General features: G+C 48.3%; 14 protein-coding genes. 2 read left to right on the top strand and 12 right to left on the bottom strand.

The annotated features are described in order from the left end of the window. The 9 genes from ACKU40_RS17765 to ACKU40_RS17725 form a co-directional block, all read right to left on the bottom strand. Positions 1-552, bottom strand: a complete 552-nt coding sequence (locus ACKU40_RS17765; protein ID WP_320174119.1) for a F0F1 ATP synthase subunit delta — start codon at positions 550-552, stop codon at positions 1-3. Beyond that, complete coding sequence (gene atpF, locus ACKU40_RS17760) at positions 552-1,106, bottom strand: F0F1 ATP synthase subunit B (RefSeq protein WP_015853322.1); 555 nt, start codon at positions 1,104-1,106, stop codon at positions 552-554. The genes ACKU40_RS17765 and atpF overlap by 1 nt, the downstream gene beginning before the upstream one ends. Before the next feature lie 45 nt (positions 1,107-1,151). After that, positions 1,152-1,568 (bottom strand): ATP synthase F0 subunit B, encoded by a 417-nt coding sequence (locus ACKU40_RS17755; RefSeq protein WP_320174118.1) that lies wholly within the window; start codon positions 1,566-1,568, stop codon positions 1,152-1,154. 142 nt (positions 1,569-1,710) lie between these two features. After that, entirely contained in the window at positions 1,711-2,079 is a 369-nt protein-coding gene (locus ACKU40_RS17750) for a polymer-forming cytoskeletal protein (RefSeq protein ID WP_320174117.1), read from the bottom strand. A 50-nt stretch (positions 2,080-2,129) separates the two neighbouring features. Next, entirely contained in the window at positions 2,130-3,245 is a 1,116-nt protein-coding gene (rodA, locus tag ACKU40_RS17745; RefSeq protein ID WP_320174116.1) for a rod shape-determining protein RodA, read from the bottom strand. Then, positions 3,245-5,041: a penicillin-binding protein 2 gene (mrdA, locus tag ACKU40_RS17740; protein ID WP_320174115.1), complete on the bottom strand. Its 1,797-nt coding sequence runs from the start codon at positions 5,039-5,041 to the stop codon at positions 3,245-3,247. The genes rodA and mrdA overlap by 1 nt, the downstream gene beginning before the upstream one ends. Then, a complete protein-coding gene (locus ACKU40_RS17735) occupies positions 5,028-5,489 on the bottom strand; it encodes a hypothetical protein (protein ID WP_320174114.1) in 462 nt (153 codons plus the stop codon). The genes mrdA and ACKU40_RS17735 overlap by 14 nt, the downstream gene beginning before the upstream one ends. A gap of 3 nt (positions 5,490-5,492) precedes the next feature. Continuing rightward, positions 5,493-6,383 (bottom strand): rod shape-determining protein MreC, encoded by an 891-nt coding sequence (gene mreC, locus ACKU40_RS17730; RefSeq protein WP_320174113.1) that lies wholly within the window; start codon positions 6,381-6,383, stop codon positions 5,493-5,495. Positions 6,384-6,603: 220 nt separating this feature from the next. Beyond that, positions 6,604-7,644: a rod shape-determining protein gene (locus ACKU40_RS17725; RefSeq protein ID WP_015853329.1), complete on the bottom strand. Its 1,041-nt coding sequence runs from the start codon at positions 7,642-7,644 to the stop codon at positions 6,604-6,606. A gap of 232 nt (positions 7,645-7,876) precedes the next feature. Here ACKU40_RS17725 and ACKU40_RS17720 point away from each other — a divergent pair, with 232 nt between their 5' ends. Beyond that, positions 7,877-8,836 (top strand): TIGR01212 family radical SAM protein, encoded by a 960-nt coding sequence (locus ACKU40_RS17720; protein WP_320174112.1) that lies wholly within the window; start codon positions 7,877-7,879, stop codon positions 8,834-8,836. A gap of 85 nt (positions 8,837-8,921) precedes the next feature. Then, a complete protein-coding gene (locus ACKU40_RS17715) occupies positions 8,922-9,866 on the top strand; it encodes a GGDEF domain-containing protein (RefSeq protein WP_320174111.1) in 945 nt (314 codons plus the stop codon). A gap of 28 nt (positions 9,867-9,894) precedes the next feature. Here ACKU40_RS17715 and ACKU40_RS17710 read toward each other — a convergent pair whose 3' ends face one another. Genes ACKU40_RS17710 through ACKU40_RS17700 form a run of 3 tightly spaced genes read right to left on the bottom strand, consistent with a single transcriptional unit; the run spans position 9,895 to position 14,484 of the window. Next, positions 9,895-11,088 carry a glycosyltransferase family 4 protein gene (locus tag ACKU40_RS17710; protein WP_320174110.1) on the bottom strand — a complete coding sequence of 398 codons (1,194 nt, stop codon included), beginning with the start codon at positions 11,086-11,088 and terminating at the stop codon, positions 9,895-9,897. Positions 11,089-11,119: 31 nt separating this feature from the next. Next, positions 11,120-12,433 carry a UDP-glucose/GDP-mannose dehydrogenase family protein gene (locus ACKU40_RS17705; protein WP_320174109.1) on the bottom strand — a complete coding sequence of 438 codons (1,314 nt, stop codon included), beginning with the start codon at positions 12,431-12,433 and terminating at the stop codon, positions 11,120-11,122. 8 nt (positions 12,434-12,441) lie between these two features. Next, the gene (locus ACKU40_RS17700) at positions 12,442-14,484 is read right to left on the bottom strand and encodes an alginate lyase family protein (protein ID WP_320174108.1); all 2,043 of its coding nucleotides are present in this window, start codon (positions 14,482-14,484) and stop codon (positions 12,442-12,444) included. Positions 14,485-14,543: the final 59 nt, after the last annotated feature.

The following is a 14,543-nucleotide window of genomic DNA, read 5'->3' as shown; positions in this document are numbered from 1 at the left end:
CTACACACCCCTTTTAATCTGTTCTTTCATCATTTGCAGCTGTGCGCGAATGCTTGCATCAAGAACTTTATCGCCTACCTTGAGAACAACACCTCCGAGGATGTCTTTATCCATAGCAAACTCGAGCTCAAGTTTGCTTTTCAGTTGTTCTTCAAGACGGTCTTGAATTTCTTTCTGACGCTTAACGGTCAGCTTGATTGCAGTCACCAGTTTGCCACGGACGACACCCTGAACGTTGTCCAGCATTCCTGCGAAGTCGCTTGCGATCTCGGGAATAACCGGCAGACGTCCTTTGTCGGCCAGAAGGCTGCAAAAGTTTTTAACCACAGGTCCTGCCGAGGTCTTCTCAAGCAGTTTTTCAAGCACGGCTTTCTTTTCATCCGCACTGAAAACAGGATTCTGGAAGAGCCTCAGGGCCTCCGGGGATTCCTCCAGTATCTGGGACAACTCGGACAGTGCCTTACCATACGCCGCAAGGTCAGTTTCTCCCTGCTTCTGGCCAACGGAGAACAGCGCCTTGGCGTATCTGCGTGAGACTATGTTCCCGGTCATTAGAGCACCACCTTTGTTAAGTATTCATCCACCAGAGTCTCGTGCTGAGCTTTGGTAAGCTTGCTCTTGACGATTTTCTCAGCTGCTTCGATGACTTTGTCAGCCATTTCTGCACGCATTTCGTCCAGTGCTACGTTTACTTCCTGCTCTGCGGAGACTTTGGCCTGAGCTTTGATCTGCTCGGCAGTCTGCTCGGCTTTCTGGATGATCGCCGCCTTCATGGCCTCGCCCTGAGATCTGGCCTCGGAAAGGATGGAATCCTTTTCCTGTTCCAGATTAGCAATACTTGATTCGACGTCGCGGAGCTTTTTCTCTGCTGCTTCCTTGCGGGACTGCAGATCGTTTAGCTCCTGTTTGATGCCTGCCTGGCGTCCTTTAAAGAGAGAGGCGATTTTCTCGCCAGCAAACTTGTAAAGGATCCCGAGGACGAGGATCAAGTTAAGTACACGCCAACCGAAGTTTGCCCAGGGAATCTCGTGCGCCCCTTCTCCACCACTTGCATAGGCTGCGCCTGCTGCCAGCAGTACGGAAAGAGCGGTTGTTGCCATGATCATGTTTTTCCGCTTCAAGGCTAAACCCCCCTTCGATATTGATTAGGCCTAGCCAAGAACCTTGGCTGTAACCTTCTGAGCAAAAGCTTCAACTTCGCCACCAAGAACTTTCATTGCTGCACCTTTATCAGCTGCAACCTCCGCGCGAGCTTCCTTCATAGTCGCGGCTGCGACTTTTCCGGCCTCGGCAAGCAATGTTTGTTCCTGAGCAGCTCCCTGATCTTTGAAGTCGTTCCGGATTTCCATTCCCTCTTTGCGGGCAGAGTCCAGAGCAGCTTCGTAATCCTTAACCTTGGTTGCAGCCTGTCCGTTGAAATTTTCCACCTTGGAGAGTTGATCGCTCATAAGCTCTGCGCGTCTCCTGATGATTTCACGGATAGGACGAAACATAAGAAGGTTGAGAACAAGAAGGGTGATGATGAAGTTCGCTAACTGGATAAAAAAGCTAATATCTAAATCAATCATGCCTGCTCCCGAAAAGGTTGTGAATTTTTGTCCAAAGTCAGTTGCGGTGTAGCTAAATTTAGAGCTTGTGTCAAAGGGTTTTTGAAAATGAATCGGTTACTTTTCGCCCATTAACCCCCGTCAACACTGGCTTGTTATTTTTTTAACTAATTTCTTCTGTTTCTGTTTCAGTTGCAGAAGACGAGCTAGAACTCATGGTTACACGCCCTTCCAGAACCGCACCTTCTTCCACTACCAATGTGGGGGTGACCAGGTTGCCCTGCAGATTTGCAGTCTTATGCAGGACTGCCTTTTCGCCAGCATAAACCTCACCTGTCACACGCCCGCTAAGAACAAGCTGACCTACACGCAAAACGCCTTCAACCTTCGCTTCGCGGCCTACGACCAGAGTTCCCTCGGATTCAACTTCACCGTTGAAATTACCGTCAATACGTACTGCACCCTGAAAGTTCAGCTTACCCTGATAATCGGTTCCGCTGCCTAAGAATGCATTTATTTCATCTTTTGCCATTTTAATCTCCTTTTCCCCAGAGCCGGTTTTTGAAAACCCAAACATGCGGCTTACCCCTGTTTAAATACGTAACGCCTCATGGAAACGTTTAAAACGAGCCCCACGAGACAAAGGTTGACGACGGTACCACTGCCGCCATAACTGATGAATGGTAAAGGGATGCCTACTACCGGCATTAGTCCGAGGACCATACCCATATTGATAAGGATTTGCCAGAAGAAATAAAAGAATACGCCTGCCGCAAGATAGCTTCCGAACAGGTCTTTTGCTTCTCTGGCTGTCACAACCATTTGATACAAAAACACACAAAAAAGACTAAGCAGAGCCATGGCTCCGGCAAAGCCCCACTCCTCACCGAAAACAGCGATGGCGAAGTCAGTATGCTTTTCGGGCAGAAACCGCAGCTGAGACTGCGTTCCGCCCAGAAATCCTTTACCCCAGACACGTCCGGAACCGATAGCGATTTCCGACTGGATGATATGATATCCCGCTCCCAGCGGATCGCTGGCCGGGTTCATGAATGAAACAATACGCCGCTTCTGGTAATCGTGCAGAAAAAACCAGCCGATCGGAATCAGGCACGGTCCTATAATTGCCAATGTCTTAAACAGCTTGGGAGTAAGTCCTCGATAAAGAATCATCCCGCCAAGAATAAGCAGGATGTTCAGACCAGAACCAAGGTCCGGCTGAGTAATTACCATACCTGCGGGAATAAGCCCCACACCGACGACATAAGCGAGACTCTTAAGATTCAGGGGATCACCGCTGCGTGACAGAATCTTGGCCCCGATAACCAGAATGGTGATCTTAGCCATTTCACTGGGCTGGAAATTAAAAAAACCCAGATCAAGCCAACGGCGGGCACCGTAAATGGTCTTACCAATTACGGGAACGCAGGCCAGCAGAATGACGGTCACCCAGAACAAAGGCCATGCAATAGTCCTTAAGTGCCGGTAATCAAAAAGCATAAAAGTGATCATTCCGGCGAAGCCCATCAGGCCCCAGATAAGCTGCTTCTGATAGAAGGAACTTACACTCATGCCCTGCTCCAGCCTGAACCCGCTGGCGGAATAAAGATTTAGGACACCGACAAAGAAAAGCATTGCCGCCAGTCCCAGCAGGAACCAGTTCATATGAATAAGTAATCTGCGGTCAATGGGAGACATTATTTCTTTTCCTTCTTTTCTTTGAAAAGATACTCATAGATGGATTTTACTATCGGACCGGCGCCGGAGCTTCCGTGCAATCCATGCTCCACCATGCAGACCACCACATAGCGCTGGGTCCCTTTTTCAGCAAAACTGGCCATCCAGGCATGGTCCCTGTATTTATAGGGGATATCTTCATCCTTCATTTTTTTAAGCTCATCAGTAAGCTTAACTACCTGTGCGGTGCCTGTCTTTCCGCCTACAACAACCCCTTTCATGCGCAGCCTGCGGGCAGTCCCCCGTTGACCATCAACTGTTTTGATCATGGCCTTGCGAATTATTTCACGTTGTTTGTCTGTAAGCGGAAGCTCGCCCTGCTCTTCAGCCGGTTCACCGGCCAGAAGCTGGGGACGAAGCAGCTTGCCTCCATTAATGAGCGATGAAATGGAGCGGGCCACTTGCAAGGGGGTTACCAGAGTATATCCCTGTCCAATGGAAAAGTTGAGATTCTCACCCGGATGCCAGATATCACCGAAGCGCCGTTTTTTCCAATCACGGGTCGGGATCAAGCCGCCTTTTTCATGCGGAAGTGAAATTCCTGTGGGCTTACCGAATCCGGCGGCAAAGGCAAATTCACTGAGCCTGTCGACACCGAGCTTAAGTCCGAGCTTGTAATAATAGACGTCACATGATTCAACCAACGACTTTTCAAGGTCTGTTTCACCATGCCCGCCCTTTCGCCAGCAACGGAAAACATATTTACCGAGCTTCATATGTCCGGGACAATAAACAGTATCTTCAGGAGTAATCATCCCGTAATGCAACCCAGCCCCGGCAACAGTCATCTTAAAAACCGATCCCGGAGGATATACCGACTGGATAACCCTGTTTTGCAACGGTGTACGCGGATCATCACGCAAGGCAACCCACTGTTTCTGGCTGAGGCCGTCAGTGAATGCATTGTTGTCGTATGAAGGAGCACTGACAAAAGCCAGAATCTGGCCGTTATCAGGATTCATGACCACTACTGCGCCGGCTTTTCCTTCAAGCAGCTTTCCACCTAATTCCTGCAAGCCGAGATCAATTGAAAGATCGATATCCTCCCCGGCAATTGGCGGATTAAGAATGCGCTGCTTGAGTCTCCGTCCGGTGGCATCGACCTCGCTCTGCCTGCGGCCCTTGACCCCCCGGAACCTTTTTTCCAGCACAGACTCAAGACCCTGCTTTCCGACATAATCGCCTACAGCCAAATCAGAATCCTCTTCCAGTTCCGCCTCATCAACCTCTGACACATATCCGAGGACGTGAGAAAGGAGCGGCCCCTGCAAATATTTACGCCGGGGACGGACAACAACTTCAAGACCGGGCCAGTGCAGCGAATTGGCTTCAATCACTGCCACCTGTTCAAAAGTAAGGTTGGGAACAAGAATGAGAGGTTCGAAGGGCTTGACCCTGCGCCTGGACTTTTTGAAAACTTTCTCGATTTCAGCCAGTTCAACACCGGTCCACTTGGAAACGGTTTTCAAAGTGGCATCGAGATCCTTACAGTCTTCGCGGACAATTCCGAGCGCATAGGCAGGTTCGTTTACAGCCAGAAGCTGACCGTTACGGTCCCTGATCAGTCCGCGCGGGGCATATAGATTGTCCTGACGCAACTGGTTATTGCGGGCCTGTTCGGAAAAATATTCGCCCTTATGTATCTGTAAGTACCAGAAACGCAGTGCAAAAATGCAAAACAGGAGCAGAATAAGCCCCTGCAAAAGCAACAATCCGTTCTTGGGAGGTTGCTGGGTTTTGGATTCATACAGGCTCATGTCTAAACCTTTGCGGATAAATATATTTCAACAGGAGCCACTCAACTGGAAAAATAACGGCCTGCAGGACTCCTTCAAAGATATAACGGTCCGGCACCCAGATCATATCCGCGAGCATAGACATCATTGCGGTCAACGCAGGATGCAACGCACCAAGCACAACTCCGCAAAGCAGGGCGAACATCATGGACTGCACATCAAAAAACATCGCTCCGCAACGATACAATACGAGTATTGAGGAATACCAGAGAACGGAATAACCGAAGGGAAGACCGCCGATACCGTCCTGAACAAGAGACCAGATCAGGATCAGCCAGACGATATGATACTTCTTCTCCAACTGGATGCAGAGCAACAATCCCGGAGCAAGGAAATCCACTCCCGGTATAATCTTCTGCACCCAAATTGCTAAAAAGCTGAAGCAGGCCCACCAAAAAGCGGAATACATGGCCTACCTCCCTTCATCTGTGGTGGAATTTCCGGTGCGGGACGTGGCGTTTGCATTCCCGGCAGGAGAATTGGTATCGGGAGCACCCCTGTGCAACAGAAGCACCTCTTCGGTATTCTCCATGTCCACCAATGGAATAGCTTCCACATTAAGAAAAAGCGAAATATCAGATCGCTCAACAGAAATAATCTTGGCGACCGGCAATCCAGGAGGGAACAGACCGGCAAGTCCGGAGGTGACCAGAATTTCCCCCTCTGTGACCGGGGCATTGATCTTCATATACTTTACACTTAAAGGCTCGCCATCTCCGTTTCCGACCAGAAGCCCGGTTGAACGGTGGATCTGACCGCGAACAGAAATCCTGCTGTTCAAATCAGTCAGCAGCATCGCCTTTGAAGCACTGAGTCCAGGTTCTACAACCCGGCCCACAACTCCGAGAGGAGTGATCACAGGGGTATCGGGATCGACACCCGAGACTACACCTTTATTGATGATCATTGTATCAAGGGCTGCTGTAGGCCCCATCCGCTGGGCGATAATCCGGGCTCCGTCTGTTTTCCAGTTATGCACCGGCTTGATCTCAAGCAGGTTCCGGTAACGTTCGGCCTCGGCAGCCTTTTCACGCAGCTTCATAATCTCAAGACGCATCAAATCATTCTGGGAACTCAGTTGATCATTGAGTTGTTTCAAACCCACCAGATAAACATACTTGTCCCAGAACTCCACCGACTGGTCATGCACATATTCACAGGGCCACAGAACCCATTTGACGATTTCAAGACCGGTAAACCCGGCGAGACGGTCCAGTTGTCCGGACCTCAAGTTCCATGAATAAAGACTGAGGTAGACAAACAGGCCAATAATGACGGCTATAGCGGCACGCTTAAGCTTCACACTTAATCCTCTGTAATTGAGAGCAGAGATTAAAAAACAAATTGAAAATAGCTATAACCAGAAAGACGAAAATCCGGACTGAGAAAATTGGAATCAATCTCAAATCCGGGTGCGGTTAATTTCTGAGGACATAGCTTTTTACAGATAGAATCCGCAAAAAACTATGCCCTCAGCCGTAACTGGTGCACTCGATCCCATCCGCGGCAAAAGGAGCGGACAATTAATCAATAGTTACGTCTTTATAGATGTTTATCTCATCTAAAGCTCTACCGGAACCGACAACAACAGCATCAAGAGGCATATCAACCACAGTGATGGGCAGATGGGTTTCCTGACTCAGAAGCTGGTCCAGCCCCTTAAGCAGTGCTCCACCGCCGGTAAGCACAATACCGCGGTCAACGATGTCGGCTGCAAGCTCAGGCGGAGTCTGTTCAAGGGCCACACGAACGCCCTGAACAATGGAATCCACCTGTTCGGAAATTGCTTTCCTGATCTCTTCGGAAGTGATCAGAATATTCTGGGGGATACCGGTCACGAGGTCACGTCCCTTGACTTCCATCTCCAGTTCCTCTTCCAGCGGGAATGCGGAACCGATCTTGATCTTGATGGATTCGGCAGTGGATTCACCGATAAGCATGGAGTACTTGCGCTTTACATGCTGCATGATGGCTTCATCCATCTTGTCACCGCCCACACGAACGGAACGGGCGTAAACAATACCGGAAAGGGAGATAACCGCGATTTCGGAAGTACCGCCGCCGATATCTACAACCATGTTGGAGGTAGGTTCGGTGATCGGCAGGTTGGCACCGATAGCCGCTGCCATGGGCTCCTCAATGAGGTAGACCTCACGGGCACCGGCAGACTGTGCGCTTTCCTTGACCGCCCTTTTTTCCACCTGAGTAATTCCGGTGGGAACGCAGATCATGATCCGCGGACGGACCAGCCTGCGGCTGTTATGGACTTTTGAAATGAAATGGCGCAACATGGCTTCAGTGACTTCAAAGTCAGCAATAACGCCATCTTTCATGGGTCTGATAGCCACGATGTTACCGGGAGTTCGACCAAGCATCCTCTTGGCTTCCAACCCAACGGCGAGAACCTTGCTACCGCCGTTAACGTCTCTCTTCACAGCGACCACAGAAGGTTCGCTGAGCATAACGCCTTTACCTTTTACATAAACCAGTGTGTTAGCTGTACCGAGGTCGATTGCAAGGTCACTGGAAAACGAACCGAGTATCTTGTCGAAAATCGATGCCATATTAAACTGGAAACTCCAAAAAAAATGTGATTCTAAAACACCTCACAGGAGGCGGACTTAACGTCTATCAAAAGAAAATCCTAGGAGTTAACTAGCAGAAGAAAGTGTAGCAGGCAACACATTACAGTACTTCGATCAGTTACTGTCCCATCATCATAACAGTCCGTAAAAACAAACTTTTACAACTAAACTGTAAATAAACAGTTTTAAAAACTACAAATAAGGAGATTTCATGCACCGTTTTTACGGTTTAGCTGCCCGGCTGAGACAAAGTTTCGGAGAACGGGTCCAGAAAATCCCGCTTGATTTCGGATTCACCTGTCCCAACCGGGACGGTTCCATTTCCCGCAAGGGGTGTATTTTCTGCAGCCCGCAAGGTTCAGGTTCGGGACTGCACAGCCTTTCCATGTCCATTCCGGAGCAATGGGCCCACTGGCAGGAAAAACTTTCTAAACTTTACACCGCCAAGCTTTATCTGGCTTACCTGCAATCCTACTCCAACACCTATTGCAGTCATGATGAGCTGAAATGCGCTCTCGACCAACTGGACGGACTTCCCGGACTGGCCGGACTCTGCATTGGCACACGCCCAGACTGTCTCGATGACGACAAACTTGCTCTGATCAAAAATCTGGGGCTCAAGGAGACATGGCTGGACCTCGGCCTGCAAAGCTCCAACAATACGACGCTTGAACACATCAACCGCGGCCATACTGCCGAACAATTTGCCGAGGCCGTTAGAATGGCCCATGACCACGGCTTGGATGTCTGCGCGCATCTTATAGCGGGTTTACCCGGAGAAACCCGTGACGATTTCCTTGAATCAGTGCGGTTCCTCAACGAACTGCCCATTGCCGGAATCAAATTCCACAATCTTTTCGTTGGCAAGGGAACTCCGCTGACCAAACTCTACGAAGCGGGCGAATATACTCCCCTTGAGCAGGATGAATACATTTCCATGCTGGTGGAAGCCATCTCAATCCTGCGCACCGACATCGTCATCCACCGCCTCAAGGCTGATGCTGTCCCCGGCGGACTTGTCGCTCCGGAATGGGTGCGCATGAAGCGCACTGTGCTTAACGAGATTGAAAAAGCAATGAAGGAAAAGGGCATCTGGCAGGGTTGCGCACGGGCCGATGCACCGCAAGAACCGCCAGCATGGTTCGATCCCAATTATGATTTTGACAAATGATTTATAAATAGCAGCCTATTTCAATTTATAATATACTTAGACATGATTATTTTAGTCTTTTGACTGTCAATAAGCTTTATCTCTATTGAGAGTAAGTAACGGCCTACAGCAACAAATTGAATTCACCATGATAGATATATCAAAAAATAAAGATATCCTGAACGCAATAACAGATGGAATATACTGTCTTAACAAAGACAGGCGCATAACCTTCTGGAATAAGGGAGCGGAGAAACTGACCGGCTACACAGCGGCTGAAGCAGAAGGGGAACGCTGCAAAGATAATCTTCTTCGTCACTTAGACGAGAATGGAATTGAAATTTGCATTAACGGGTGCCCTCTTGAGACAACAATGAAAGACGGAAAAACTCGAGAAGCAAATGTATATATGCACCACAAACAAGGACACAGGGTATTGGTTCATGTAAAATCATTTCCATTGAGAAATGAACTCGGGCAAATTGACGGAGCATTGGAAATCTTTACAAGAGTCACTGACACTAACGAATTAGCCCATGAACTTGATTTATTGCGTCAGGAGACAATGACCGATCTTCTCACCGGTATGGCAAACCGGCGCGGAATGGACATGGCAACCGAACATTTTGAAGAATCTCTTAGAAGCACAGGGCAAAAGCTGGGAATCCTGTTTGTGGATATTGATAAATTTAAAACGGTCAACGACATATTCGGACATGACGCCGGAGATAAGGTTCTGACCATGGTAGCCAAAACGATTATTTCTGCCTTGCGCCCAACGGATCTCGCCGGTCGCTGGGGAGGAGAAGAATTTGTAATATTTATTCCGGACGTGGAGACGGATAAACTGACAAATCTTGCAGAACGTCTCCGCAGGCTGATTGAAATGTCATGGCTTGATACTGACGATGAACGAATCTCCGTCACCGCATCAATAGGTGGGGCTGTAGTCAAAACAAATGAAACAATTGCCTCGGCAATCAAGCGAGCCGATAAACAACTCTATTTAAGTAAACAGGCCGGTCGCAACTGCATTCACATTGATGAATAAAACACCCAGCTCAACACCAAACAGAACTTTAATCCTTAGCGGCAAAAACAGCTTCATAAGCTTTTAACAACTTAGGTTCTTCGTACTTCCACTCAAGCTCATTCCGTACCCGGCGGTATCCCAATGCTCCCATTTTCTCTCTGAGATCCGGAGCATCAAGCAATTGCACGATCTTATCGCCCATGTCCTTATAATCATTCGGCGCAGCGTAAAGAGATGCCCCCTGAGCGGAAAATCGTCCTTCAGTCAGATCAAACTGAACAATGGGCTTCCCAAGAGCCATGTATTCCATGATTTTATTCATGGTAGACTTGTCATTCATTTCATTGGCCCGGTCGGGATTCACACAAATGTCGGCGGTATTAAGCATCTCCAGCAGCTCCTGATCAGGAACTCTACCGGTAAAAGTGACATAATCGGATACCCGCAATTCCTCTGCAAGAGTCTTCATTTCCTCCAAAGAAGTACCTCCGCCCACAAGACCGAAATGAATATCATGACGGTCCAAGCCATGAACTATGTAATCAACCGCGCGCAGCAGCAGGTCGAGTCCTTCCTGTTTGCCCATTACGCCCACATAGCCAACCAGATAGGTCCGCCCTTTCTTGAGTGAATCAACAGGAGGGAGAAACTTCAAGCGATCCAGCTTGGGTCCGCTGCGAACCACATAGACCTTTTCAGGGTCCATCTTGCCTCGTTCAATGGCGATACGCTTATATGATTCATTGGTGGCAATAGAGATATCAGCAGCCATGAAGGTTGCCCGTTCAAGCCAGACCATCAGCTTCCAGAAAAAATCACGCCTGTTGAACTTGGCCTCGTACAGTTCCGGATTGATGTCGTGATGATCAAAAATAAATTTGGTTTTATAGAGCAATTTGAAAACAATCCCGACCAGAAAAAGAAGATCAGGCGGATTGCAGGCATGGATGACATCAAAGCCCTGCTCCCGGCGTACCTTCCAAGCCAGCCTGAAGGTGTGCCACAGTGCCGCACCGTATTCCACGGCGTATCCCTTTGCCCCTTCCCCTTCCAATGGCAGGTCATAGCGGTAGATATGAATCCCTTCTATTTCTTCATAGTACTCTTCATACCCCTTACCTGTAGGGCATATGATGGAGACATGGTATCCTGCGCTGCACAAAGACATAGCTTCCTGCCAGACCCGGCGGTCAAAGGGGGAAGGTAAATTTTCGACAAGAATCAAAACTTTTCGAGACACAAGGCTCTCCACACTGTTTAAACTGTCAGCTTTACCAGCAAATACCGTCAATATGCTCATTTTCGGATGAAGGCTCATCAACCCTGACCAGATCCACCACGACCTGACCGGGCCGGATTTTAGATTGCAGGTCCTTGAACTCAGCAGAATTATTACCAACGACAATCGTTTCCGCAAAATCCAAAACACTCTCGATATCTGAAACCATAAGCTTCGAAATATGCGGAATGCGATTCATGATGTAATCCCGGTTGGCACCTAAAAGCTTGGCGGCATTAACATTACGATCATACAATCTAAGCTCGAACCCCTTACCTATAAGCTGTTCGATTACTTCCACCAAAGGGCTTTCCCGCAGATCGTCGGTACCGGCCTTAAAGCTGAATCCAAGAAAGCCGACCTTTCTATTGCCCTTGCCCATGATCATGGACACCCCTCTTTCAATATGACGCCTATTACTGCGCAACACATTGTTTAAAAGAGGTAAATCCAAACCCAATTGATTCGCCTTGTAAGTCAGGGCCCGCACATCTTTTGGCAGGCAGGAACCGCCAAAAGCAAAACCCGGTTTCATATAGTAACTGGAAATATTAAGCTTGGTATCCTTGCAGAAAATATCCATAACCTTGTGGCTGTCTATGCCGACTTCTTTACAGATCGAACCTATTTCATTTGCAAAAGCCACCTTGACGGCATGCCAGTTGTTATCGGCATACTTTACCATTTCAGAAACTTCCATTTCAGTCCTGATCAGCGGCGCATCAATATTTGCATAGAGTGAGGCAAGAACATCCCCGCTTTTCGAGTCACTTTCCCCGATAACAGTTTTGGGTGGGTTATAGAAATCATGAACAGAGGTGCCTTCGCGCAGGAATTCCGGGTTATTACACACGCCGAAGTCTACGCCGGCGACTTTGCCGGAAGCGGTTTCCAAGGCTGGAATAACCAACGCACGCATGGAACCCGGCAGGACGGTACTACGGATAACAACTACATGAAAATCTTCCTTATCTTTGAGGATAGCACCGATATCCTCACAAACCCGGCGGACATAGCTTAAATCAAGGCTACCGTTGAATTGGCTCGGCGTTCCTACACAGACAAGGGAAATTTCAGATGAAAAGACCGCTTCTTCGGCAGAAGTGCTTGCCTTCAAGGAACCATCCTGAACTGCCTGTTGGAGAATATCACCGATATGATCTTCAATGATAGGAGTCTGACCGGAGTTGATCAAGTCGACTTTAACCTGATTCGGATCAACACCGATAACCTCATGCCCCTCTTTGGCTAAGCAACCGGCAGACACTGTGCCGACGTAACCCAAACCAAATACGCTAACCTTCATTTCCGCCTCTACTTAAAAGTATATTTTAAAAGCGTTAAAAACTTACTCTTACCTTCAATCTTCCCAGTCCAGACTATAGTTGGGGACGGGACTTTGAAGTCAAATCGCCTTGAAATCCAACCCAACGGAAGATTCTCATTACCTTGAACCATCTTCGGTTCCATCTCGGATTCAGGCATTGACATTTCAAGACAGACTTTCGGGGAGTGTATGAACACACTCCCTTCGCTGATTTCAACAGAACAGGATTCCGAAATATGCCAGAACAATTCAATTTCATGCTCCTGAGCACAATCAAAACTATCGCAGACCTCAATCCTTTCCGACTCTTTTTCAAATCTCACACTGCGGTAATGAACAACAGGATCAGCAAGACGAGTATAGCCGTCATGAGCTCCCCTAAAACAATCCTGCTCAGTCGAAACCTCAAATAAATCAAACCAAGCCTTGGCATGTGTTGTCCACAAAAAATTACCGCCTGAAACTGACTGGTCCTGAAAGTCAATACGAACCGTATTATGCGCGGATGTTCCTTTAAAGTAATCGCGCCATTTCCGTTCTGTATGGTAGGCATACGTCCCGGGGTCAATTAGTATCTCATCCCCGCCAATGGACAAAACCATGGCAAGAGCATCGGCATGGCCGTGCGCCGCAATAGAGGTATACCCCAGAGGTCCGGCATCAACGATAAGCTTCACTTCCTTATCAGTTTCGAAATCCTTCCCGAGAATATAGTAGCCTCCTGCAGGATACTCCTGTCGAAATACGATGCTATCATTTTGAGAGACAGACAGTAACTCTGTAAAAACCGACTCGCCCTCTTTACCTAAGAGCCATCTACTTTTGTCATCAAAAAATCCAGCCTTCCGCGCAAAATCGGAGCGATTGAAAAGCACTGCCCCGGTTGCAAGCAGTGACTGATAAACGGAAAAGCCATCGTCCGGAACAAAGCGGACCATCACCGCATCGTCTGAATCGCCGATCATAGGCACTGACATCTTAGCGTTTGCCATGGACCCGATGAATTCAATCATTGCCTCAAGGCGAGCCCAGTAATCTTTTGAAAAATCGACTCCGTTTGTACGGCCCACAAGACCGCAGAGCAGAAGCATATCCGCAACTTCATGATGATACCAGATACCCTGTTCCCGGTTACAGCCATCAGTAAAATTCTGCTTCAGAGCCTCAATTTCAAGGCCAGCCTTCGCACTCTCCTGCCAATATGAACTTTCTTTCCAGCAAGGCCAGACCGTTGAAGCGACAAAAAGGCCCATGTATTCACCCAGCAAGTGGTTGTTGGCCGACGAATAGCGGGAATAATAACCGTTGATAAAATGGCAATGCTGAAAAACTGATCTCAGCCAGCGTTCTCTGAATGCCATGCCTTCACTGCCTGCAAATAGGAAAGAATCCTCTCCTCCCAGAAACTGCCATACAAAGGCCCAGTTTATCAGCCGTACAGCATGTTCAAGGGAACTTGTCCAATTTGGCCCATATAAATACGGACACTGCTCAAACCATGAATCCAACATTTCTCTGCAGACATGGGCATACTTTTCATCGACGGACAACGTATATGCCTGAGCAAGAGTCACCAATTCCAAATGTCGGTTAGGCTCCCAAAGATATTTGATATTACCGACAATAGCCTCATCGCGATAATTCAACTTTTTCCCGAAAACCAAAGGGGCGGCAATTCCGGTCAGTGGGTCTTTGTTCCAATTAGGAGGAAAGCCAAGACTGCAATCCCGCAGAGCAAAAATATTAAAATTCCCATTGAGTATTCTGTCTGCCGCCTGAAGATAATTGCCGGCATCAGGCAGGGCTAAATCAACATCAAGCACGGGACAGCTTTTCCCTGCAGCATCGCCCGGTTCAGCAATGAAACAGCCTCGTGACTGCGCCTCTGTCAGACAGACCATGCGTACCCGATACAACACTTCAGGAACACTCATCCGCCTAAGTCGGGCAATCAACCAACCGAGTTTCTTGATGTTCAAGACCATAACCACCTGTTTCAATAGAAATTTAGACAGACTACAAAATAGCATAATTCACTCCCAACCACTATCTTTGATTATTCCCTCCCCAGCCGACGGAGACAATAAAC

Origin of the sequence: Maridesulfovibrio sp., from assembly GCF_963666665.1 — a bacterium.
Taxonomy (GTDB): Bacteria; Desulfobacterota; Desulfovibrionia; order Desulfovibrionales; family Desulfovibrionaceae; genus Maridesulfovibrio.
This window is presented reverse-complemented; position numbering and strand designations above follow the sequence as displayed.